This is a genomic window from Microbacterium sp. ABRD28, assembly GCF_003850245.1.
In the GTDB taxonomy this organism is placed as follows: domain Bacteria; phylum Actinomycetota; class Actinomycetes; order Actinomycetales; family Microbacteriaceae; genus Microbacterium.
The window spans coordinates 1,936,163-1,959,365 of sequence record NZ_CP031015.1 but is presented as its reverse complement, the minus strand read 5'-3'; the positions used below and the strand labels follow the sequence as shown (position 1 = coordinate 1,959,365).

The window sequence follows — 23,203 nt, the reverse complement described above, 5'->3', positions numbered from 1 at the left end:
CCACGGACGGACGTTAGCAAATGGTTCGAACCACTGCAACGTGCTTCTGACCATTGTCATGGATTCGAGATCCGACCCTTGCGATCAGTCGCGTCGCAGACTAGCGTTGGCGCGCAATTGGTACGAACCAATTGCTGACCTGTGATGCCACAACGCGGATCACTACGGAATGACAAGGATTCGATGATGAATGCCCTGACACGTGCACGCCGCCGTACCGCGCTCGCCGCGGCCGGCGTCGCCCTCGCACTGAGTGCACTGAGCGCCTCGCCCGCGCTGGGTCTGAGCCCGGTGCCCGTCGTGAAGGCGCAGGCCGCCGCCCTCGTCGCGCCCGTGGCGGGAGACGAAGTGACGACGGCCGGCGGCGAGCGGATCGCGATCGCCGCGGTCAACCCGCCGAGCAGGCTCGCCGGGATGGTCGCCGTCTACACCCCGGCATTCGGGGCGACCACGAAGACCAACGGGTTCGGCGGTGAGGCCGTGCTGCGCCCCGCCGCCGGCGGCGCATGGATGGTGCAGAGCGTGTGCACGATCCTCGCCCCGTGCGGTGATCCCGCCTTGCGCCCGGGTGACAACGCGATCCCTGCCGACGGCATCGTCCTCTCGGTGTCGCCGGGGGGCACGCCCGACGTCCGCGCGTGGCTTCGTGACAACATCCGCCCGGGCGACACCGTGCGGATCGGTCCGGTCATCTCGCGGGAGGAGCGTACGACGCTCGATGCGGTCGATCCGACAGCCCAGTCCAACCCACCCGGTGTCGACGGCACGGGCGTGTGCTTCCCGGGCTGCCGCGGCGCCGAGCAGATGGTCCAGTACACGCCGGCATCGGGCCGGGAGACCACGGGAACGAACGACTTCGGTTACGAGGTCACGGTGCAGGACGGCGTCGTCACAGGCGCCGGTGGCAACGACCGCGAGATCCCTGCCGACGGCTACGTCCTCTCCGGTCACGGCGGACGCGGCACGTGGCTCCAGACCAACGCCGTCGTGGGAGCCGCGATCTCGATCGAGGGCGATGTCCTGATCGCGACGGTCGACGAACGAACCGCGATCTTCGGCGCCGAGCGCGCCCTCGATGACGCCACGGCACGCATCGGGGCGGCCACGGCGTCGTGTCTGGTCTTCGCGTCCGACGCCGCTCGCGCGGCGGCGACGGAGTCCGCGACACTCCTCGACGACGCACGCGCCGCCTCGGGGTCGGGCGACGCAGCTGAGGCGGTGGATCTCGCGGTGGCGGCGCGGGGCGCGGCCGAGCTCGCCGCCCACCGCACTGCGGAGTCACGGGTCGCGGAGGGGCGCGCGACGTGGGTGCGTCCTGAAGAGACCACACCGGAAGCCATCGAGGAATCGCTCGACCGGATCGACGAGGCGGGCTTCAACATGGTCTTCCTCGAGACCATCTATCAGGGATACACGATCTACCCCTCCGAGGCCGCCGCCGCCGCCGGTATCGCCCCCCAGCGCCCCGAGATGGTCGGGTTCGACCCCCTGCAGGTATGGATCGAGGGTGCGCACGAGCGCGGCATCGAGCTGCATCCCTGGATCCACACCTTCTTCGTCGGTGCCGATCAGACAGTGGGTACCGGTCCGATCCTGTCGCAGCACCCGGAGTGGGCGGCGATCCAGCGACAGGATGTCGGGAAGCCCGGCCTCCACCCCTCGATCGCGGAGCCCGGCTACTACTTCCTCGACGCCGCGCACCCCGACGCGCGGGCCTACGTGCAGTCGCTGCTGGCAGAGCTCATGTCGACGTACGACATCGACGGAATCCACCTCGACTACATCCGGTACCCGGTCTCGCAGCCCTGGGAGACGGCAGGGTATTCCTACAGCGACTACTCGCGACAGGCATTCGCCGGCGAACACGGCGTCGACCCCTACTCCCTCACCCCGGACTCGCCGCTCTGGCAGACCTGGACGGACTGGCGGATCGCGAACGTGACCTCGTTCGTCGGAGAGGTTCGGGATCTGCAGCAGAAGTCCGCTCCCGAGATCGCGCTGTCGGCGGCCGTGTTCGCCGACCCGGTCGACGGGCTCGACAAGAAGTTCCAGAACTGGGGCGACTGGGTCGATCGCGGCTTCGTGGACGTTCTGACGGGCATGTCCTTCGGCACCTCCGGGACCTCTGTCGCACGCGACACGGAAGCCATGCGCGAACGGGTCGGCGATGAGGAATACCTGTACACCGCGACGTATGGACCGTTCCGCGGCTCGACGTCCGGCACGGTGCTGGAGCAGATTCGCGCGGTGAACGCGGCAGGGTCCGATGGCACGGGCCTGTTCGCCTACAACCAGTTGAGCGATGCGCAGGCGCGGGCGCTGTCGGAAGGCGCGCACCGGGTCGAGGCCGTCGCTCCGCACGCGGATCCGATCAGCGCGGCCTCGACGGGGATCCGTCACCTGCGTGACGGCCTGCCCGCCACCGTCGAGGGCCGATGCCTGGCTGCGAAAGACGCTGATCGCATCGGACACCGTCTCGACAAAGCCCTCGACGCGCTGTCTGACGGCAAGCTCGACAAGGCCGCCAGGGAGCTCGACAAAGCCTCGAGCCTCCTCCCTGCTGACGACACCGCGTCAGCAGCATGGGTGGAGCGGGCTCAGCGCGATCTGGCGATGTACGGACGCTGGGTCGAGGCCGCCGTCCGTCGGTGACGCTTCGCCGCAACGGCGATGACACCGCGAACGCGGTGGGGGTGGAGTTCTCGCAGTCCGGGGACTCCACCCCTTCGCATGCGGTCGCGAACCAGGTCAGCGTCCCGCGTGCCTCGAGCCCGGACCGGTCGGTCCTGCTGAGCGCCCCGCGCCCCGACGCGTCCTCTCGAGCCGAGAGCACTGGCTTCGGATTTGAAATCGTCACCCGCGGAACTCCCTCTCCTCCCCCGGGGACGGTGGACACGGACCATGTCGTCGGCCGCGGATAGACTCGCCGCTGCTCGGGCGGAGGAGGGACGATCGCCATTGGCACGAACAGGCGCTACGCCGACGCGGTGGACCGCCGGATCAGCGATCGTGTCCTCGAACGCACCGCGGCACAGGGGTCTTTGCAGACGTTGACCCGGGCGGAGCTGCAGTTGGACCTCCTGCCGTGCACGACCGATCCCCACCCGAAGGCTGTGCGCGCGTGGGTTCGCTTCGGCGCGACGCCGGTGCAGGTCGACGCCGAGGCGTGCATGTGGACCCCGCGCGCGGTGGCGATCAGGTTCCACGTGGGCACGCGTGAGTACCGATGCTGGGTGTGGGCGAACGCGGTCGACCCTTCGCCGTGAGCCCTTTCACCGAGACCCACGCCCTGCACCGAGACCTACCGTGACACGGTGCGTCTCGAGCGTGAACGTCGGTTTCGCCGATGGCAGAGCGGAACCCTCTTGCCCGCCTGAGCTGCGGTCAGCGCCCGGCGGCGGCGGCGCCTCCATGACGTCGCTGGCCGGTGGAGCTGGCGCCGGCACCGCGACGTCTTCCGAGCGGGACCATCGGAACAGCGAGCCCGAGGAACGCCACGAGCGGCAGGAAACTGCCCGACACCAGCGCCAAGACCACACCGAGGGCCGCAAGAGAGATGGCGATCCCCCACACGGTTGCCCGCAGCCATCCAGGAACAAAGTCACCCTCGGAAGCCATACGCGTGACTCTAAGGCACGAGAAGACGGCCCCACGAGACGCGCACCGACTTCACAGCGCACGAACACCAACGTCGCCCGCCCCGCACCTCAGAAACAGAAAACCCCCGGCTGACCGGGGGTTTTCATCTGTGCGCGATACTGGGATCGAACCAGTGACCTCTTCCGTGTCAGGGAAGCGCGCTACCGCTGCGCCAATCGCGCCCAAGGGCTGTTTGATTATGTGGAGTGGAGGTGGCGACGGGATTCGAACCCGTGTAAACGGCTTTGCAGGCCGGTGCCTAGCCGCTCGGCCACGCCACCGTGTGTGGTTCGACCCACGCGTCGTGTCCACCCCGGAGGGTGGACCCCGCACTCGAGCGGATGACGAGACTCGAACTCGCGACCCTCACCTTGGCAAGGTGATGCGCTACCAACTGCGCTACATCCGCGTGCTCCCGGCTTCCCGGGCGCTTCACCGACTTTAGCCGATCCGGCGCCCTGTTCCAAACCAGCGCCTCCGCCGCGTGTCGCCGCGACTTCCGGTTCGGACCGGGCTCCGGCATCCGGTAACATCGGTACCCGGCCCCCGGGCCGACGGGCGATTGGCGCAGTTGGTAGCGCGCTTCCTTCACACGGAAGAGGTCATCAGTTCGAGTCTGGTATCGCCCACCACATCCGAGTCTCATCTCGGCGCGGAGAACCGCCAGCCGTATCTCCTTCGAAGCGCCTCGGCCACCGTGGTGAAACGCTGCAGGTCGAGGGCGGCCGCCTCGCGTCGCATCCCGCGATCATGAACGGTGTACAGCTGATCGATGTCCACCCACGAGGCGCGACCACGGCTGTCCCACTCCCCCGTGCCCAGCGGCAGGTAGTCATGGTCGCCGTCGTGCGCCTGGCTGGTCAGTCGCACCGCGTAGACCCGATCGGCTGATGCCCGACCGATGACGAGGACCGGACGATCCTTGCCGCGCCCGTCGTTCTCGGCGTAGGGAACCCACGTCCAGACGATCTCGCCCGCATCGGCAGTGCCGTCGGGGTCTGGCCTGTACTCGATGACGAGGTTCCGGGGCGGGCGGGCGACGGTCTGGGTGCCCACCGCCGGGCTCGTCGCGGAATCCCCCGCGTCCGGGCGCGCTCCTCGGCTCGTGCGACCCGCACCGAGGAGCGCAGAGAGGGAACCGAGGAGACCGCGCATTCGCACCATCACGCCAACATACGCGGAGGGCGCCGCGCTCTCGCGCGACGCCCTCCGGATACGGCGTTCGGTGATTCAGCCGCGAGTGTCGGTGAGGACGTAACCCTCTTCGCCGTGCACCACGGTGTCGATACCGGCGACCTCGTCCTCGTTCTTCACGCGGAAGCCGATCGTCTTCTGGATGGCGAAACCGATGATCCAGGCGAGCACGAAGGAGTACGCCAGCACGGCCACAGCGGCGATCGCCTGCACCAGCAGCTGCGTGCCGTCACCGCCCATGAACAGGCCGGTGCCGTTGGCGAAGAAGCCGATGTAGAGCGTGCCGACCAGGCCACCCACGAGGTGGATGCCCACGACGTCAAGCGAGTCGTCGAAGCCCCAGGCGTACTTCAGCTCGATGGCCAGGGCGCAGACGACACCGGCGATGATGCCGAGGAGGATCGCCCAGATCGGGTCGAGCGAGGCACAGGCCGGCGTGATGGCGACAAGACCCGCCACGGCACCCGATGCGGCGCCGACCGAGGTGGGCTTGCCGTCCTTGATCTTCTCCACGACGAGCCACGCGAGAAGAGCGGCGGCCGGAGCAGCGATGGTGTTGACGAACGCGAGAGCGGCCACACCGTCGGCAGCCAGCTCCGAGCCGGCGTTGAAGCCGAACCAGCCGAACCACAGCAGGCCGGCGCCGAGGAGGACGAACGGCGGGTTGTGGGGAACGTGCACGCCCTTCTGGAAGCCGACCCGCTTGCCGAGCACGAGAGCCAGGGCCAGAGCGGCGGCACCGGCGTTGATGTGAACCGCCGTTCCACCGGCGAAGTCGATGGCGCCCACCCCGAAGGTCTCCTGGAGGCCGTAGGTGATCCAGCCGCCGTAGGCGAAGCTGCCGTCTTCGGCCAGACCGAAGTTGAACACCCAGCTGGCGACCGGGAAGTACACGATCGTCGCCCAGAGGCCGGCGAAGATCAGCCAGGCGCCGAACTTGGCGCGGTCGGCGATCGCACCGGACACGAGGGCGACGGTCAGGATCGCGAACGTGGCCTGGAAGGCGACGAAGGCGAGCGGCGGATAGGCGGCGCCCTCGGGCACCTCGAGGAGGCTCGTCAGACCGAGGGCCGACCAGTCGATGGACCACGGGGCGACCAGTCCCTCAGCTCCCGGGAACGCGATCGCGTAACCGTAGAGCACCCAGAGGACGCCGATGAGTCCGAGCGAGCCGAAGCTGAGCATCATCATGCTGATGACGCTCTTGGCCTTCACCAGTCCGCCGTAGAAGAACGCCAACCCTGGCGTCATCAGCAGGACGAGTGCGGCCGCGATGAGCATGAATGCGGTATTGCCTTGATCCATCTCTCAGGAGAACCTCTCTGCAGGGACGCAGGATGTAGCGTCGGGTGGCCTCCAGTGTGGTGACCCGCGGTTTCAAGAGGCATGCGTCCCGTGTTTCCGGTCGGTTACACCCCCGGCCCCTGGGTAAACATCAGGTTTCCGGATGCCGCGTAGCGGCCACGACCACGCTACGAAACGGCTCAGCGCCCGTGGCGGAGCGGTGCGACCCGGCGCTCAGGCGAGCGTCGAGGCGATGAGACGCGACGTCGCGCGCAGGTACTTCTTGCGATATCCGCCGCTGAGCATCTCGGCAGGGAAGACCTGGTCCAGCGAGAGCCCGGTCGCGCGGATCGGAAGCTGGGCGTCGTAGACGCGGTCGATGAAGGCGACGAAGCGCAGAGCGGCCGACTGGTCGTCGAAGGCCCGGACATCCCGCATCCCGATCATCCCGACGCCGTCGATGAGACGGATGTAGCGCGACGGGTGCACGCGGGCGAGGTGGGCGATGAGGTCGTCGAACGCGTCGTCGGAGACCACCGTCCGGGTCGCGGCGTCGGCGATCGCGCCGGCGTATTCGGCGTCGTCGAGCGTCACGGCGTGGCCGTCGAGCGAACGGTGGCGATAGTCGGTGCCGTCGATGCGGATGGTCTCGAAGTTCGCCGCCATCGCGTGGATCTCACGGAGGAAGTCCTGCGCGGCGAAGCGGCCCTCGCCGAGCGCATTCGGCGGGGTGTTGGAGGTCGCGGCGAGCTTCGTTCCGCCGGCCACCAATTCACCCAGGAGCCGGGTCATCACCATCGTGTCGCCCGGGTCGTCGAGTTCGAACTCGTCGATGCACATGAGGTCGGTTCCCCGGAACAGCTCGACCGTCTTCTGGTAGCCGAGCGCGCCGACCAGCGCGGTGTACTCGATGAACGAGCCGAAGTACTTCCGACGGGCCGGCATCGCGTGGTAGACGGCGGCGAGCAGGTGGGTCTTGCCGACACCGAATCCGCCGTCGAGGTACACCCCCGGCTTGGTCTCGGGCTGCTTCTTCGCCCGCCGGAAGAACCCGCCGCGCTCGGGAGCGGGTCCTCCACCGGCGAAGGTCACCAGGTAGTCCTTGGCCTCCTGCTGCGACGGGTACTGCGGGTCGGCGCGGTAGGAGTCGAAGGTCGCGGAGGCGAACTGCGGCGGCGGAGTCAGAGCGGCCACCATGTCGGCACCGGAGATCTGCGAGTCGCGAGAGGTGAGGTGGATGACACCGGTTCCGGTGCGGGTTGCGGTCATGAACGTCCTGTGTCGCCGTCTTACGGATGTCGAGGCTGAGGGTGCGCCACGGCGCAGCGGATCCTAGGCTCGAGGGGGACGGTTACACCCTACGCCGTCCACCCGTCTCCCCCGACATCCCGAGGAGTGTGCCCCGTGCCCGTGGAGTTCGACACGTCATCGCCCAAGTTCGCCGAGTACGCCGACCCCGGGCGCCTGGTCACCGGCGCCTGGTTGGAGGAGCGATTGGGCACGCCGGGACTGGTGGTGGTCGAGTCCGACGAGGACGTGCTGCTCTACGAGACGGGTCACATCCCGGGCGCGGTGAAGGTCGATTGGCACACCGAGCTGAACGATCCCGTGGTGCGCGACTACGTCGACGGCGAGGGATTCGCCGAGCTCCTCAGCCGCAAGGGCATCTCGCGCGATGACACGGTCGTGATCTATGGCGACAAGAACAACTGGTGGGCCGCCTACGCCCTGTGGGTGTTCTCGCTCTTCGGACACGAGGACGTCCGACTGCTCGATGGTGGACGCGATCTGTGGATCGCCGAGGGACGGCCCCTGACCACCGAGGCCAGCACCCCTGCCCCGACCGTCTACCCGGTCGTCCAGCGAGACGACACCGCCCTCCGCGCCTACAAGGAGGACGTGCTCGCCCACCTCGGGAACCCGCTGATCGACGTCCGCTCCCCCGAGGAGTACAACGGCACCCGCACGACCGCTCCCGCCTACCCTGAAGAGGGAGCGCTCCGCGCCGGTCACATCCCGAGCGCGAAGAACGTGCCGTGGGCGAGGGCCGTCGCCGAAGACGGGGGGTTCAAGCCCCGCGCTGAGCTGGAGCAGATCTACCGCGACGAGGTGGGACTCACCGGCACCGCGCCGATCGTGGCCTACTGCCGGATCGGCGAACGCTCCAGTCACACCTGGTTCGTCCTGCGCCACCTCCTCGGCTTCTCCGACGTGCGCAACTACGACGGGTCGTGGACCGAGTGGGGCTCGGCGGTACGGGTGCCGATCGTGGCCGGCGACGAGCCGGGAGAGATCCCGGGCCGCGCCTGAGCGGCCCGATCGGACTCGCTGAGGGCGTGGGAGGATGGCGGGGATGACATCCCCCGACGTTTCCTCGGACGTGCCCGCCGCACTGGCGGCGATCCGCGACGACTTCCTCGAACTCCCCGAGCAGGAGCGACTGCAGCTTCTGCTGGAGTTCTCGCACGAACTGCCGCCGATCCCGGATGCGCTGGCCGATCACCCGGAGCTGCTCGAGCGTGTGGCCGAATGCCAGTCTCCGGTCTTCATCATCGTCGAGGTCGACCCGGAGGGCGTCGTGGCGATGCACGCGACCGCGCCGGCCGAAGCGCCCACCACGCGGGGGTTCGCCAGCATCCTGGTTCAGGGGCTGACCGGCCTGACGGCCGACGAGGTCCTGGCCGTCCCCGACGACTATCCCCAGAGCATCGGCCTGACCCGTGCGGTGTCGCCCCTGCGCATCGCGGGGATGACGGGCATGCTCGGGCGCGCGAAGCGGCAGGTGCGCGCCAAACGGGTCGGCGCGCCGGGCTGACCATGTCGGGCTCGGTGCACGCCTCTGCGCCTGCAGGGCGCTGGGTGACGGAGGTCATACCGTCCTCGTTCGAGCGCGTCGACACGACGGACGACTCCGCAGCAGAGTGGATGTCGCGGCGCTACCGGCGCGCGGAGAGGGCCTTCGTCAGGCTGAACATGGTCACCACGCTCACCGGGTCATCCACGGGTGCGGACGGATCGAGCACGTCGATCAGTTCGCGGGTGGACCGGATGATCCTCGGTGCGATCCGTCGCGAGGCCGACGTGGTCGTCGTCGGGGCCGAGACCGTCCGAGCCGAAGGGTCCGTGCTGCCCAAGACCGCGCGCCTGGCGATCGTGACCGCCACCGGCGACCTCGGCGACGGCTCGCTCCGGCGCCGTGACGGGCGGGAAGCCCCGCCGGCTCTCCTCCTCTGCCGCCCCGAGCATGCCGACCGCGTCACCGCCGCGGTCGGGGACGCACCGGCCGAGGTCGTCGCGGTGCCGTCGTCGGGTGCTCCGGGCGAAGACGCCACGCGGCTGCATCCCGTCGACGTCGTCCGCGCACTCCAGGCGCGGGGTCTCCGCCGGATCGTGTGCGAAGGCGGCGCGGGTCTTGCGACGCAGTTCGTGGCGTCGGGGATGGTCGACGAGGTCTGCGTCACCGTCTCGCCGTTCCTCGAACCCGTGCACCACCCCTTCCTCTCCCTCGCCGCCTCGGTGCCGTCGGAGGTGGCGGGGATGCTGGTGGACGACGCCGGATTCAGCTACCGGCGTCTGACGATCCGCCGCTGAGCTCGGACGTTCCGCCCTCACCGTCGTCGGGTCGGCTTGCGTCGACGTCGAGGCTCAGCCCGTGACGACCGAGCCACGTCCGGATCGCGGTACTCCACCGTTCCTGGTCGTAGTTCCACAGCTTGGTGTGCCGGGCCACGTCGAAGACGATGAGCTCGACCAGATCGGGGCGGGCGACGACGAGATCGTGGGAGGCGTCGGAGGGCACAAATCCGTCGTCGTCGCTGTGCAGGATGAGGATGGGATGCCGCAGCTCCCCGGCGCGCGCCACCACGTCCAGCTGGTCGAAGGGGATCGGCCCGCCGGTGCGGGTCAGCGGCGTCGTCCACTCGCTGGCGAGTGCACCGAGGGCGAGACCCGTGACCGGCGCCGGAAGCCCCATCATCTTCGCCTGGTAGTTCAAGACGATCCGCCAGTCGATGACGGGCGATTCGAGGATGAGGCCGGAGATCACCTGACGGTGGGGAGAGTTCAGTGAGACCTGCAGCGCGATCGCACCGCCCATCGACCACCCCATGAGGATGATGCGCTGGGCGCCGCGGCGGCGGGCGAATCCGACGGCGGCATCGACATCGCGCCACTCGGTGGCACCGAGGGCGTAGGTGCCGGTCCGACTGCGGGGCGCCTCACCGTCGTTGCGGTAGGAGACGACGAGGGATGTGATCCCCAGGGCGTGGAACACCGGCACCGCGCGGAGGCACTCCGAGCGCGTGGTGCCGCGCCCGTGGATCTGGATCACCCAGGTCTCGGGCGCCTCGTCGGAGGTCTCAGCCGGGAAGAGCCACGCGGGACACGGCCCGACACCGGATCCGATGAGTTCTGAGGAGAAGGGCAGGTGCAGTTCCTCGGGGCGTTCGTAATACCACCCGCTGAAGGCGGCATCGGGCGCCACCCCCGCGCCGGGGGGAACGTGGGTGAGCAGCTTGCGCTTGACGCCGAGGGCGTCTTCGTCCAGCACCGACCCGAGCTTGAGGTAGCCCGTGTCGCCGGCGGTGAACAATCCGTAGCGTCCCGGAAGGACGGTGTCGTCCGTACGGGAGAGCGTGATGGTCTGCGCGACGGGATCGACGGCGAGGATACGGGTGTCGGCGACGCGCACGGCAGGCGTCACCACCCGTCGCGCGACACGGACCGACACCACGCCCAGCACTCCGACGGCGGCGGCGACGGCGGCACTGAGGATCGCGACCGCGGCCCGGACTCCCCCCAGCAAGCCGGGTGGGGGGCCGGAGGGTGCGGCGCGCCTGGAGTCGACCATCGAGCGATCACTCTAGTCTGTCCGCGTGGCTGACCAAGGATCCCCGGCGACGACGGCGTTCGCCCTCGCCGCGGAGGCCGTGCGGGCGACGACGTTCCGAGAGGACTTCGCGGTGCGCGAGATCCCCGCGCCCGCGGGCCTCGCACCCGAGGCGATCGCGCTCGCCGGCGACGTACGACCCGAAGACGACGGCGTGGACTCGCCGTATGGAACGGGCCGCTTCATTCTGCTCCACGACGAGTCCGAACCGGCGGCGTGGGGAGGTCCATGGCGGATCGTCTGCTTCGCCCAGGCGCCTCTCGAGGCCGATATCGGTGTCGACCCGCTGCTGGCGGACGTCGCCTGGTCATGGCTCATCGATGCCCTCGACTCCCGCCATGCCGCCTATCACTCGGCGTCGGGCACCGCGACCAAGACCCTTTCGAAGGGCTTCGGTTCGCTCGCCGAGGAGGGGGACGGCGCGCAGATCGAGCTGCGCGCGTCCTGGTCTCCGGACGGCGACATGACCGGACATGTGGAAGCCTGGAGCGAATTGGTCTGCATGCTCGCCGGGCTCCCGCCGGGGTCGGAGGGCATCGCGGTCTTCGGTCCTCGGAGGACGATGCGTGGCTGACTACACCGTGATCGCGGACGCGGGGTCGTTCGCGCGCGCCGTCTCGTCTCTGCGCGACGCCGAGGGACCGGTCGCCGTCGACGTCGAACGCGCCTCCGGATTCCGGTACTCCCAGCGGGCCTACCTGATCCAGGTCTTCCGCCGTGGCGCAGGAGTGCATCTGTTCGACCCGCCCGTCCTGGAAGACTTCTCCGCCCTCCAGGAGGCGATCGGCGACGCCGAGTGGGTGCTGCATGCCGCCAGCCAGGACCTTCCTTCGCTTCGCGAACTGGGCCTCGAGCCCATCGAGATGTTCGACACCGAACTGGCGGCGCGTCTTCTCGGTCACGAGCGGGTGGGGCTCGGCGCCGTCGTCGAGGACACGCTCGGCATCAGCCTGGCCAAGGCGCACTCCGCTGCGGACTGGTCGACCCGGCCCCTGCCTGATTCGTGGCTGGAGTACGCCGCGCTGGATGTCGCCCACCTGATCGACGTCCGCGACGCGCTCGTCGCGGAGTTGGCCGAGCAGGGCAAGACCGAGTTCGCACGGCAGGAGTTCGCCGCCGTACTGGCCCGGGAGCCCAAGCCGATGCGCGAGGACCCGTGGCGGCGCCTCAGCGGCCTGCACACCGTGCGCGGGCGCCGGGCGCTCGCCGTCGCCCGCGCCCTCTGGACCGCGCGCGAGGAGTACGCACGGGAGCAGGATGTCGCACCCGGGCGCCTCGTTCCGGATCGGGCGCTCGTCGCGGCGATCCGCGCCGATCCCGCGTCCAAGCACGAACTCGCCGGCGTGAAGGAGTTCACGGGCCGCGCCAGCCGCAGCCAGCTCGACCGGTGGTGGAACGCGATTCAGGAGGGCCGCGCCGCGACCGACCTCCCGCCCGACCGTCTTCCCGGCACCGACTCCATTCCGCCGCCGCGCGTATGGCCCGACCGCAACCCTGCCGCCGACGCGCGGCTGAAGGCCGCGCGCCCCCTGGTCGAGGAGCGCGCCGCCGAGCTCTCCATGCCGACGGAGAATCTGCTGACCCCCGAACTCCTGCGCCGTGTCGCGTGGTCGCCGCCCGACGAGATCACCGCGTCTGGGGTCGGAGAATCCTTGCGCGCCCTCGGCGCACGACCCTGGCAGATTGACCAGACTGCACAGATCATCGCCGATGCCTTTGTGGAATCCGTGCAAAGCAGTTCGACGGCCCCGGAGAGCGCTTCGTAGGTTGCGCCCAACCGATTCCGTGCGATTTCGGCGGCCCACCTACGCTCGCAGAGATCCCCGATTTTTGGAGGCTTAAGTGGCCGAGCTTTCCGACGTCTTCTTCGTCGACGGTATGCGTACCCCCTTCGGGCGCGCCGGCGAGAAGGGCATGTACTGGAACACCCGGGCTGATGATCTCGCCGTGAAGGCGACCATCGGGCTCATGGAACGCAACCCTTCGGTGCCGAAGGACCGCATCGACGATGTCGCCATCGCCGCGACATCCCAGACCGGCGACCAGGGGCTCACCCTCGGTCGCAGCGTCGCCCTCCTGGCGGGGCTGCCGCAGACCGTCCCGGGCCTCGCGATCGACCGGATGTGCGCCGGCGCGATGACGAGCGTCACCACGATGGGCGCCTCCATCGGTGTCGGGATGTACGACCTCGCCCTCGCGGGCGGTGTCGAGCACATGGGGCACCACCCCATCGGCGGCAACGCCGACCCGAACCCGCGCTTCGTCGCGGAGAAGATGGTCGACCCGGGCGCCCTGAACATGGGGGTCACGGCGGAGCGGATCTTCGACCGCTTCCCGCACCTCACCAAGGAGCGCTCCGACCGGTACGGCATGCTCAGCCAGCACAAGGTGCAGGCCGCCTACGACGCCGGAAAGATCCAGTCCGACCTGGTCCCGGTGGCCATCAAGGGCGCCGACGGCGCCTGGGGACTCGCCACCGAAGACGAGGGTCGCCGCCCCCAGACCACGATGGACGACCTCGCGGGGTTGAAGACCCCGTTCCGCGCTCACGGGCGCGTGACGGCCGGAACCTCCTCGCCGCTCACCGACGGCGCGACGATGTCGCTCCTGGCCGGCGGCGCCGCGGTCAAGGAACTGGGTCTTCGCCCCAAGATGCGGATGGTCTCCTTCGGCTTCGCCGGCGTCCAGCCCGAGATCATGGGTATCGGCCCGATCCCGTCCACCGAGAAGGCGCTGAAGCGGGCCGGGCTGAAGATCGACGACATCGGCCTGTTCGAGTTGAACGAGGCCTTCGCCATCCAGGTCATCTCCTTCCTCGACCACTTCGGCATCGCCGATGACGACCCTCGCGTGAACCCCTGGGGCGGTGCGATCGCCTTCGGACATCCTCTGGCCGCATCCGGCGTGCGCCTGATGATCCAGCTCGCGGCCCAGTTCGCCGAGCGACCCGACGTCCGCTACGGCCTCACCGCGATGTGCGTCGGACTCGGGCAGGGCGGATCGGTCGTCTGGGAGAACCCCCACTACAACGGCAAGAAGCGCAAGTAAGGGCACGGCAGCGATGACCGACAACACATCTTCCGAACAGTACGCCGCGATCGATTTCTCCCCCCTGTCCGCCCTCACCGACGACGAGGTGGTCACCCACTCCCCCGTCAGCGACGTCCGCCTGCCCTCGGGCAAGGTCCTCGCCCTCATCACCCTCGACAACGGTCGGGACCACACGCGCCCGAACACGCTCGGGCCCGCGACGCTCACCGAGCTCGGTGCGACACTCGACTCGCTGAAGAAGCGAGCGGATGCCGGTGAGATCGACGCAGTCGGCATCACCGGCAAGCAGTACATCCTGGCCGCCGGCGCCGATCTGAGCGACATCACCAAGGTGGACTCGCGCGACACCGCTCGCCTGGTCGCGCAACTCGGTCACCGCGTGCTGGGGCAGCTCTCCGAGCTCGGCGTCCCCTCGTTCGCCTTCGTCAACGGGCTCGCGCTGGGCGGCGGACTCGAGATCGCCCTGAACTCGACCTACCGCACGGTCGATGCCTCCGCTGCGGCGATCGCGCTCCCCGAGGTCTTCCTCGGCATCATCCCGGGGTGGGGCGGTGCGTACCTGCTGCCGAACCTCATCGGGATCGAGAACGCCCTCGAGGTGGTGATCTCGAACCCGCTGAAGCAGAATCGGATGCTCAAGCCCCAGCAGGCTTTCGACTACGGCATCGTCGACGCCATCTTCCCGGCCGCGAACTTCCTCGAGGATTCGCTGCGCTGGGCCGACGGGGTCCTGGGCGGTCGCAAGGTCGAACGCAAGAACGAGCCGGGCAAGATCGAGCGTCTCACGAAGTGGCCGATCGCGATGAAGATGGCCCGCGGCATGCTCGAATCCAAGATCGGGACCGTTCCGCGCTCGCCCTATGTCGCGCTCGATCTGTTGGACAAGGCCAAGTCCGGAACCAAGGCCGAAGGATTCGCCCGAGAGGACGAAGCCCTCGCAGACCTCGTCGTGGGCGACCAGTTCGCGGCGTCGATGTACGCCTTCGACCTCGTGCAGAAGCGCGCGAAGCGCCCGGTCGGGGCTCCCGACAAGGCCTTGGCGAAGAAGGTCACCAAGGTCGGGATCATCGGCGCCGGGCTCATGGCCAGCCAGTTCGCGCTCCTTTTCGTGCGGAAGCTGCAGGTGCCCGTCCTCATCACCGACCTCGATCAGGCGCGCGTCGACAAGGGCGTCGCCCACATCCACGACGAGATCGGCAAGCTGGAGGCCAAGGGGCGTCTGGACGCCGACACCGCCAACCGGCTGCGCGCACTCGTGACGGGGACGACCGACAAGAGTCTTTACGCCGACTGCGACTTCGTCATCGAGGCGGTCTTCGAGGAGGTCGGGGTCAAGCAGGCCGTTTTCGCCGAGATCGAGGCGGTCGTCGCCGAGGACGCCATCCTCGCGACCAACACCTCGTCGCTGTCGGTCGAAGAGATCGGGGCCGAGCTCGCGCACCCTGATCGACTGGTCGGGTTCCACTTCTTCAACCCGGTCGCGGTCATGCCTCTCATCGAGATCGTCACCACCCCGAAGACCTCGGACGCGGCGCTGTCCACCGCCTTCGTCGTCGCGAAGGGTCTCGGCAAGAATGCGGTCCTCACCGCCGACGCACCCGGCTTCGTCGTCAACCGTCTGCTGGCCAAGGTCATGGGCGAGGCCGCACGCGCGGTCTACGAGGGAACCCCCGTCGTCGACGTCGAGAAGGCCTTCGCACCACTGGGGCTTCCCATGGGTCCGTTCCAGCTGATCGATCTCGTGGGGTGGAAGGTCGCCGCGCACGTGCAGGACACCATGGTCCGCGCGTTCCCCGACCGGTTCTACGCCAACGAGAACTTCCACGCGCTGGCGGAGCTGTCCGAGGTCGTCGAGAAGGACAAGTCGGGCCGGGTCACCGGCTTCACCAAGGCGGCGGAGAAGGTCCTGAAGGGGCACGTGGGCGACAGCCCGGCCTCGGCCGAGACCATCCTCACCCGCGTGCAGGACGGACTCGCCCAGGAGATCCGCATCATGCTCGACGAGAACGTCGTGCCGGCGGTCGAGGACATCGACCTCTGCCTCATCCTCGGTGCGGGCTGGCCGTTCATCGACGGTGGCGCATCGCCGTACCTCGATCGCGAGGGAGCGTCGCAGCGCGTGTTCGGCGACACCTTCCACCACCCGCCGATCCGCGGTGTCGCGTCGCGCGGCTGACCGCCCGATGTCACGACGAAGGCCCCCGGCTCACGCTGGGGGCCTTCGTCGTGCGTCCGGACGCCGGGTTCGTCAGATCCCGGCGATCATCACTTCTCCGCGTCGCTGAGCCGGGCAGGCTCGGCAAGCCAGAGCGACCCGTCGTCCCCGCTCGGACGCGCGACCGGGATGCGGGTGCCGAGTACCTGTGAGACGACGTCCTGCGCGATCTTCGCCGCGGTCAGCCCCGCATCCTCCAGAATCTGCTCCCGGCTGGCGTGGTCGATGAACTCATCAGGCAGGCCCAGCTCATCCACCGCCGTGTCGATGCCCGACTCCCGAAGCACCTGGCGAACACGCGTTCCGATTCCGCCGACGCGGATTCCGTCTTCGATGGTGATGACGAGGCGGTGAGACGCGGCGAGGTCCACGATCGAAGGCTGCACGGGAACGACCCAGCGCGGATCGATGACCGTGGCCCCGATGCCCTGTGCGCCGAGGCGATCCGCGACATCCATCGCGAGGTGTGCCATCGGCCCGATGCCGATGATGAGGACGTCCTGCGCCTCCGAGCGCGACAGGACGTCGACGCCGTCCGCCAGTCGTTCGACAGCGGGCAGGTCGGGGCTGACGCTCCCCTTGGGGAAACGGATCACCGTCGGAGCATCCTCCACCGCCACGGCCTCTCGGAACTCCTCCCGGAGCCGCTCGGCGTCGCGTGGCGCGGCGATGCGGATGTGCGGCACGATCTGGAGCATCGCCAGATCCCACATCCCGTGGTGGCTCGGTCCATCGGGACCGGTGACGCCCGCCCGGTCGAGGACGAATGTGACGCCCGCGCGGTGCAGCGCGACATCCATCATCACCTGATCGAACGCGCGGTTCATGAACGTCGCGTAGATGGCCACGACCGGATGCAGACCGCCGAATGCGAGACCCGCGGCGGATGCTGCGGCGTGCTGCTCGGCGATGCCGACGTCGTAGACGCGGTCGGGGAATCGCTGCGCGAACGGCAGCATGCCGGTCGGACGCAGCATGGCCGCGGTCATCCCGATGATCTCGGGACGCTCCTCGCCCACGGCCACGAGCTCCTCGGCGAAGACGTCGGTCCAGGCCGTTCCCGAACCGCCGCCCAGCGGCTCACCGGTCACCGGGTCGATGCGGCCCACGGCGTGGAACTGGTCGGCGACGTCGTTGCGGGCCGGCTCGTAGCCCCGGCCCTTCTCGGTGATGGCGTGGACGATCACCGGTGCGCCGTGCGCCTTCGCCAGCTCGAGCGTTTCGATCATCGCCTCGAGATCGTGCCCGTCGACGGGTCCGAGGTACTTGATGTCGAGATTGGAATACAACGCCTCGTTGTTGATGAAGCGCGCGAGGAAGCCGTGGGTGCCGCCGCGGACGCCGCGGTACAGAGCGCGGGCGGCGGGCCCGAGACGGCGGAACAGGTCGGCCGAGCCGCGCGCAAGCGTCTCGTACCCCTCCGTCGTGCGGACACGGTTGAGGAATCGCGCCATCCCGCCGATCGTCGGAGCGTACGATCGTCCGTTGTCATTGACGATGATGACCAGGTTCCGGTCGTTGTCGTCCGTGATGTTGTTCAGGGCCTCCCACGTCATGCCGCCCGTGAGCGACCCGTCCCCGACGACGGCCACCACGTGACGATCCCGGCGGCCGGTGCGACTGAGCGCCCGCGAGACGCCGTCAGCCCAGCTGAGCGAGCTGGACGCGTGGGAGGACTCCACGACGTCGTGGACGCTCTCGGAACGCTGTGGGTAGCCTGCCAGGCCGCCGCGCGAACGCAGCCCCGAGAAGTCCTGCCGACCGGTGAGGAGCTTGTGCACGTAGGACTGATGCCCGGTGTCGAAGATCACCGGATCCTGCGGGGAGTCGAAGACCCGGTGCAGCGCGATCGTGAGCTCCACCGCCCCGAGATTGGGTCCCAGATGCCCGCCCGTGCGGGAGACATTCTCGACCAGGAAGGCGCGGATCTCCGCGGCCAGTTCGTTGAGCTGCTCGATGCTGAGCCCGTCGAGATCACGAGGGTTCGAGATCGTGTCGAGGATCGCCACAGGTCTCCTTTCGCCGGGCGATCCGTCGTCCCCGGGTCGAGGAGACGGATGCGCGTGGTGCGAGTCTAACGCCGCCCGGGGCGGGGCGACGCGGAAGCGCCCGGCCGGTTTCGACGCCGGCCGGGCGCATGGTCCGCGGTGCTCAGACCAGGGAACGGAGCACGTACTGCAGGATCCCGCCGTTGCGGTAGTAGTCCGCCTCGCCGGGGGTGTCGATGCGCACGACGGCGTCGAACTCCACCGGCGCCTTTCCGGCATCCGAGGCGTCGGTGGGCTCGGCGATGACGCGCACGGTCCTCGGGGTGGACCCGCCGTTGAGCTGCTCGATGCCGGTGATCGTGAAGACCTCGGTGCCGTCGAGGCCCAGCGAGGATGCCGACTCCCCCGCAGGGAACTGGAGCGGGATGACGCCCATGCCGATGAGGTTCGAGCGGTGGATCCGCTCGTAGCTCTCGGCGATGACGGCGCGCACACCCAGCAGTCGCGTGCCCTTGGCCGCCCAGTCGCGCGACGACCCCGAGCCGTACTCCTTGCCGGCCAGGATCACCAGCGGCACTCCGGCCTGCTGGTAGTTCTCCGACGCGTCGTAGATGAAGGACTGCGGCCCCCCGTCCTGGGTGAAGTCGCGGGTGAAGCCGCCCTCGACGCCGTCCAGGAGCTGGTTCTTCAGTCGGATGTTCGCGAACGTGCCGCGGATCATGACTTCGTGGTTCCCGCGGCGCGAGCCGTAGGAGTTGAAGTCCTTCTTGTCGACGCCGTGCGACTGGAGGTACTGGCCCGCCGGGCTGTCGGCCTTGATCGATCCTGCCGGCGAGATGTGGTCGGTGGTGACCGAGTCGCCGAGCTTGGCCAGCACGCGGGCCCCGGCGATGTCGCTGACCGGGTCGGGCTGCAGCGTCATGCCCTCGAAGTACGGGGGCTTGCGCACGTAGGTCGATGCGTCGTCCCACTCGAAGGTCGCACCGGTCGGTGTGGGAAGCGAGCGCCACCGCTCGTCACCCTCGAAGACCGCGCCGTACTGCTTCTCGAACATGTCGGTCGAGATCGACGAGTCGATCGTCTGCTGCACCTCGGCGGGACTCGGCCAGATGTCCTTGAGGAAGACGTCGTTGCCCTGGCTGTCGGTGCCCAGCGGGTCGGTCTCGAAGTCGAAGTTCATCGACCCCGCCAGCGCGTAGGCGATCACCAGCGGCGGGCTCGCGAGGTAGTTCATCTTCACGTCGGGGTTGATGCGGCCCTCGAAGTTGCGGTTGCCTGACAGCACGGCCGTCACGGCGAGGTCGTTGTCGTTGACCGCGGCCGAGACCTCTTCGATGAGAGGCCCGGAGTTGCCGATGCAGGTGGTGCAGCCGTAGCCGACCGTGTAGAAGCCCAAGGCCTCGAGGTCGTCGGTCAGCCCCGCCTTCTCGTAGTAGTCGGTGACGACCTTCGATCCCGGGGCGAGCGTCGTCTTCACCCACGGCTTGGCCTTGAGGCCCTTCCGGGCGGCATTGCGAGCCAGGAGTCCGGCGGCGAGCATCACCGACGGGTTGGAGGTGTTCGTGCACGAGGTGATGGCGGCGATCGTGACCGCACCGTGGTCCAGCGTGTAGGAGATGCCGTCGGAAGTCGTGACCGGCGTCGGCTTGGACACCGCTGCCGGCGCGTGACTGCGGTGAGCGGCGGTCACGACGCGGTCGGAGATGTTCTCGTCGTCGGGGGTGAAGCCCACCGGGTCGGATGCCGGGAAAGTACCCTCGACGGCTTCGTCGACCCGGGTTTCCGGTCCGGCCTCGGCGTAGTCGAGGACATCCTTCTCGAACTGCGTCTTCGCGGCCGTCAGCTCGATCCGGTCTTGCGGGCGCTTGGGTCCGGCGATCGAAGGGACGACCGTGCCGAGATCCAGCTCGAGGTACTCGCTGAAGACGGGTTCGCGCGACGGATCGTGCCAGAGCGTCTGGGCCTTGGAGTACTCCTCCACCAGCGCGAGCTGTTCGTCGGAGCGTCCGGTGAGGCGCAGGTAGTCGACCGTCACCTCGTCGATCGGGAAGATGGCGGCGGTGGAGCCGAACTCGGGGCTCATGTTGCCGATCGTGGCACGGTTCGCCAGCGGCACGGAGGCCACGCCGTCGCCGTAGAACTCCACGAACTTCCCCACCACGCCGTGCTTGCGGAGCATGTCGGTGATGGTCAGGACGACGTCGGTCGCGGTGACCCCGGCGGGAATGCTGCCGGTGAGTTTGAATCCGACCACCTTGGGGATGAGCATCGAGACAGGCTGGCCGAGCATGGCCGCCTCGGCCTCGATGCCACCCACGCCCCAGCCGAGCACGCCGAGGCCGTTGACCATGGTGGTGTGCGAGTCGGTCCCGACGCAGGTGTCGGGGTACGCACGCAGGCTTCCTCCGACGGTGCGGGTGTAAGTGACCTTGGCGAGGTGCTCGATGTTGACCTGATGCACGATGCCGGTCCCGGGCGGCACGACCTTGAAGTCGTCGAACGCCGTCTGGCCCCAGCGGAGGAACTGGTAGCGCTCGCCGTTGCGCTCGTACTCGATCTCGACGTTGCGCTCGAACGCGTCCGGACGGCCGAAGAGGTCGGCGATGACCGAGTGGTCGATCACGAGCTCGGCGGGAGCGAGCGGGTTGATGCGGGTGGGGTCGCCTCCGAGGTCGGCCACGGCTTCGCGCATCGTGGCGAGATCGACGATGCAGGGCACGCCGGTGAAGTCCTGCATGACCACTCGGGCCGGGGTGAACTGGATCTCGGTGTCGGGTTCGGCGGTGGGCTCCCACGAACCGAGGGCCTCGATCTGCTGCTTGGTGACGTTCGCACCGTCTTCGGTGCGCAGCAGGTTCTCCAGCAGGACCTTGAGGCTGAACGGCAGCTTCTCGTATCCCGGGACCGCGTCGATGCGGAAGATCTCGTAGTCGGTGCTGCCGACCGTCAGGGTGCTCTTGGCACCGAAGCTGTCAACTGTGGACACGTCTGTCTCCTTCGTCGGCCGCGAGGACGCGAGCAGTCCCCGCATCCCCATCTTCGCTGGCCGTCGGTGTGGCGGCTAGCAAGGCGAGCCTTAGCCCGCAACGCTCAATTTATCTCGATGTCAAGATAAATGTATCACTTGGGAGCGGGGGGATAGAGGGCGCGCACCACCAGCCAGGTCACCGCGAGCAGCGGAGCGAAGAGGGGAATGCCCATCGCGAGCTTGAGCGTTCCCAGCAGCGCCACCGCGCTGTCGCGCTGGCTCTCGTCCAGGGAGGACAGGTAGATGGGGAACTGCACGGCCAGACGCGCCGCGAACAGGGAGGCCCACGCGATGGTGAGCCAGAAGAACGCCCGCCGCTTGCGACGGTCCATACGCCACCGCGTCCCCTCGCCGACGAGGAAGCCCACGGCGAGCCCGATGATCGGCCATCCGACGAGTGCGGAGATCAGCAGCGCCGAACCGTAGATCGCGTTGGTGATGAAGCCGGGGATGAAGTTGTCGGAGGGGTTCCCGGTGATCAGTGCCAGTCCCGCCGCGACGCCCGCTGCGACCAGTCCGCCGATCGCCGCCGAGGGAGGCGACTTCTGCACCAGACGCACGATCGTGAACACCGCCGCGATCCCCACCGAGACCACGAGCGCCGGAATCAGCTTCTCCCGCGTATCGCCGGGCACGAGGGTGTAGGTGAGGATGAACGTCAGGCTCGGCAGGACAGATTCGAGCACTCCGCGCCAGCCGCCCATCGCCGACCAGACGACACGTCCGGTGCTGGCCTGCTGGGTGGGATCGAGACCCGCGCGCTTGGCCGCTCCCCCGAGGGCGGCGCCCAGGAGGTCGGAGGCACGCTGATCCCCGGCTCCGGGCGCGGGTTCGGGGTCGGGGGCGTGGACGCCCGTCGAGCTGTCGCTCACGCCGTACCCGGTGTGGCAGGCATGCGGAGGGGGATGAGATCGCGCGGCGGCATCGGCGACGTTCCGCGGACCACGACGATGGAGCGGAAGAGGTCCTCGATCTTCGCCGCGGCATCGACGTCGGCCGCAGCCGCCCCGCCGATCACCCCGCGCAGGAACCAACGCGGCCCGTCGACGCCGACGAAGCGGGCGATGCGCTTGCCCGCTCCCCCGTCCGGTCCTGCCACCACGGGCACCTCGGCGAGCAGCTCGGGTCCGAGCGGGCCCTCCCGCTCTTCGACGCGCCCGCCCTGCTGTCGGATCTGCTGACGGATCTGCTCGCGCGTCTCCTCCCACAGCCCCGCCGACCGGGGTGCGGCGAACGGCTGGATCTGCAGCGTCGAGTCGGCGTAGTCCAGACCTACGGCGACGATGCGCTTGGTCTGCTCCTCCACCTCCAGGCGCAGGTTCAGACCCTCCCGCGGGAGGACCTTGATGCCTCCGAGATCGATGTAGGGGCGGACTGGATTGGCCTCCGCCTCGTCGAACGGCCCCTCGGTCGCCCGATCGGCAGGTGCGCTCTTGGGCGAGTTCTGCGGTGTGGCGTCGGTCATGCCGTCGCTCCGTCCTTCTGGTAGCCGGTCGAACCGAACCCCCCGGCGCCGCGGACGCTGTCGGGGAGGTCGTCGACCGGCACGAACGCGGCCCGGGTGACGGGCATCACGATGAGCTGGGCGATCCGGTCGCCGGGTGCGATCTCGAACGCGGTGTCGCGGTCGGTGTTCAGCAGGGCGACCTTGATCTCGCCGCGGTATCCCGCGTCGACGGTGCCCGGCGAGTTGACGATGGTGATGCCGTGCTTCGCGGCCAGTCCGCTGCGAGGCACCACGAAGGCGGCGAAGCCCTCCGGGAGGGCGATCCGCACGCCGGTGCCGACGAGGGCGCGCTGCCCGGGCTCCAGGCGCACGGCCTCCGCGGACACCAGATCCGCACCCGCATCGCCGGGGTGGGAGTAGGCCGGAACGTCGGGGGCGATAATGAGGACGTCCACGGTTTCAGTCACGC

Annotated in this window: 19 protein-coding genes and 4 tRNA genes; 10 read left to right on the top strand and 13 right to left on the bottom strand. The window is 68.8% G+C overall.

Annotated features, from left to right (window positions below; translation table 11 throughout):
• Positions 1 to 186 precede the first annotated feature (186 nt).
• Positions 187 to 2,652, top strand: coding sequence for a glycoside hydrolase family 10-like protein (locus DT073_RS09485; protein ID WP_124293166.1), 2,466 nt, complete (start codon positions 187 to 189; stop codon positions 2,650 to 2,652).
• A 335-nt stretch (positions 2,653 to 2,987) separates the two neighbouring features.
• A complete protein-coding gene (locus DT073_RS09480; protein WP_240638537.1) occupies positions 2,988 to 3,266 on the top strand; it encodes a hypothetical protein in 279 nt (92 codons plus the stop codon).
• A 118-nt stretch (positions 3,267 to 3,384) separates the two neighbouring features.
• Here the strand turns inward: DT073_RS09480 and DT073_RS09475 are convergent, their stop codons facing one another.
• The 4 genes from DT073_RS09475 to DT073_RS09460 form a co-directional block, all read right to left on the bottom strand.
• A complete protein-coding gene (locus DT073_RS09475; protein ID WP_124293164.1) occupies positions 3,385 to 3,618 on the bottom strand; it encodes a hypothetical protein in 234 nt (77 codons plus the stop codon).
• Between the two features lie 131 nt (positions 3,619 to 3,749).
• Positions 3,750 to 3,821, bottom strand: a tRNA-Val gene (locus DT073_RS09470).
• A 25-nt stretch (positions 3,822 to 3,846) separates the two neighbouring features.
• Positions 3,847 to 3,920, bottom strand: a tRNA-Cys gene (locus tag DT073_RS09465).
• Positions 3,921 to 3,975: 55 nt separating this feature from the next.
• A tRNA-Gly gene (locus tag DT073_RS09460) sits at positions 3,976 to 4,048 on the bottom strand.
• Positions 4,049 to 4,195: 147 nt separating this feature from the next.
• On the opposite strand from DT073_RS09460, the gene DT073_RS09455 reads away from it, so the two are divergent.
• A tRNA-Val gene (locus DT073_RS09455) sits at positions 4,196 to 4,271 on the top strand.
• A gap of 10 nt (positions 4,272 to 4,281) precedes the next feature.
• Here the strand turns inward: DT073_RS09455 and DT073_RS09450 are convergent.
• The 3 genes from DT073_RS09450 to zapE form a co-directional block, all read right to left on the bottom strand.
• Positions 4,282 to 4,803: a type II toxin-antitoxin system PemK/MazF family toxin gene (locus DT073_RS09450; RefSeq protein ID WP_205782917.1), complete on the bottom strand. Its 522-nt coding sequence runs from the start codon at positions 4,801 to 4,803 to the stop codon at positions 4,282 to 4,284.
• A gap of 66 nt (positions 4,804 to 4,869) precedes the next feature.
• A complete protein-coding gene (locus tag DT073_RS09445; RefSeq protein ID WP_124293163.1) occupies positions 4,870 to 6,138 on the bottom strand; it encodes an ammonium transporter in 1,269 nt (422 codons plus the stop codon).
• A 213-nt stretch (positions 6,139 to 6,351) separates the two neighbouring features.
• The gene (gene zapE / locus DT073_RS09440) at positions 6,352 to 7,386 is read right to left on the bottom strand and encodes a cell division protein ZapE (protein ID WP_124293162.1); all 1,035 of its coding nucleotides are present in this window, start codon (positions 7,384 to 7,386) and stop codon (positions 6,352 to 6,354) included.
• Positions 7,387 to 7,521: 135 nt separating this feature from the next.
• On the opposite strand from zapE, the gene DT073_RS09435 reads away from it, so the two are divergent.
• Genes DT073_RS09435 through DT073_RS09425 form a run of 3 tightly spaced genes read left to right on the top strand, consistent with a single transcriptional unit; the run spans position 7,522 to position 9,708 of the window.
• Positions 7,522 to 8,427: a sulfurtransferase gene (locus DT073_RS09435; RefSeq protein WP_124293161.1), complete on the top strand. Its 906-nt coding sequence runs from the start codon at positions 7,522 to 7,524 to the stop codon at positions 8,425 to 8,427.
• Between the two features lie 43 nt (positions 8,428 to 8,470).
• Positions 8,471 to 8,932 (top strand): SufE family protein, encoded by a 462-nt coding sequence (locus DT073_RS09430; RefSeq protein ID WP_124293160.1) that lies wholly within the window; start codon positions 8,471 to 8,473, stop codon positions 8,930 to 8,932.
• A gap of 44 nt (positions 8,933 to 8,976) precedes the next feature.
• A complete protein-coding gene (locus DT073_RS09425) occupies positions 8,977 to 9,708 on the top strand; it encodes a RibD family protein (RefSeq protein WP_164478174.1) in 732 nt (243 codons plus the stop codon).
• On the opposite strand, the gene DT073_RS09420 is transcribed toward DT073_RS09425, so the two are convergent.
• Positions 9,677 to 10,966 carry an alpha/beta hydrolase family protein gene (locus DT073_RS09420; RefSeq protein WP_124293158.1) on the bottom strand — a complete coding sequence of 430 codons (1,290 nt, stop codon included), beginning with the start codon at positions 10,964 to 10,966 and terminating at the stop codon, positions 9,677 to 9,679. The two genes, DT073_RS09425 and DT073_RS09420, sit on opposite strands and share 32 nt — an antisense overlap.
• 25 nt (positions 10,967 to 10,991) lie before the next feature.
• Here DT073_RS09420 and DT073_RS09415 point away from each other — a divergent pair, with 25 nt between their 5' ends.
• From DT073_RS09415 to DT073_RS09400, 4 genes are all read left to right on the top strand, one after another.
• Positions 10,992 to 11,579, top strand: a complete 588-nt coding sequence (locus DT073_RS09415) for a DUF3000 domain-containing protein (RefSeq protein WP_124293157.1) — start codon at positions 10,992 to 10,994, stop codon at positions 11,577 to 11,579.
• Positions 11,572 to 12,771: a ribonuclease D gene (locus DT073_RS09410; protein ID WP_124293156.1), complete on the top strand. Its 1,200-nt coding sequence runs from the start codon at positions 11,572 to 11,574 to the stop codon at positions 12,769 to 12,771. Before DT073_RS09415 ends, DT073_RS09410 begins: the two co-directional genes overlap by 8 nt.
• 76 nt (positions 12,772 to 12,847) lie before the next feature.
• Positions 12,848 to 14,053: a thiolase family protein gene (locus tag DT073_RS09405; RefSeq protein ID WP_124293155.1), complete on the top strand. Its 1,206-nt coding sequence runs from the start codon at positions 12,848 to 12,850 to the stop codon at positions 14,051 to 14,053.
• A 13-nt stretch (positions 14,054 to 14,066) separates the two neighbouring features.
• Positions 14,067 to 16,232, top strand: coding sequence for a 3-hydroxyacyl-CoA dehydrogenase NAD-binding domain-containing protein (locus tag DT073_RS09400; RefSeq protein WP_124293154.1), 2,166 nt, complete (start codon positions 14,067 to 14,069; stop codon positions 16,230 to 16,232).
• Between the two features lie 89 nt (positions 16,233 to 16,321).
• Here DT073_RS09400 and dxs read toward each other — a convergent pair whose 3' ends face one another.
• From dxs to dut, 5 genes are all read right to left on the bottom strand, one after another.
• Positions 16,322 to 18,280 (bottom strand): 1-deoxy-D-xylulose-5-phosphate synthase, encoded by a 1,959-nt coding sequence (gene dxs, locus DT073_RS09395; protein ID WP_124293153.1) that lies wholly within the window; start codon positions 18,278 to 18,280, stop codon positions 16,322 to 16,324.
• Between the two features lie 142 nt (positions 18,281 to 18,422).
• A complete protein-coding gene (gene acnA / locus DT073_RS09390) occupies positions 18,423 to 21,245 on the bottom strand; it encodes an aconitate hydratase AcnA (protein ID WP_124293152.1) in 2,823 nt (940 codons plus the stop codon).
• A 134-nt stretch (positions 21,246 to 21,379) separates the two neighbouring features.
• Entirely contained in the window at positions 21,380 to 22,159 is a 780-nt protein-coding gene (locus DT073_RS09385) for a DUF3159 domain-containing protein (protein ID WP_124293151.1), read from the bottom strand.
• On the bottom strand, positions 22,156 to 22,752 hold the full coding sequence (locus DT073_RS09380; RefSeq protein WP_124293150.1) for a DUF3710 domain-containing protein: 597 nt from the start codon (positions 22,750 to 22,752) through the stop codon (positions 22,156 to 22,158). Before DT073_RS09380 ends, DT073_RS09385 begins: the two co-directional genes overlap by 4 nt.
• The gene (gene dut, locus DT073_RS09375; RefSeq protein ID WP_200829968.1) at positions 22,749 to 23,201 is read right to left on the bottom strand and encodes a dUTP diphosphatase; all 453 of its coding nucleotides are present in this window, start codon (positions 23,199 to 23,201) and stop codon (positions 22,749 to 22,751) included. Before dut ends, DT073_RS09380 begins: the two co-directional genes overlap by 4 nt.
• Positions 23,202 to 23,203 lie beyond the last annotated feature (2 nt).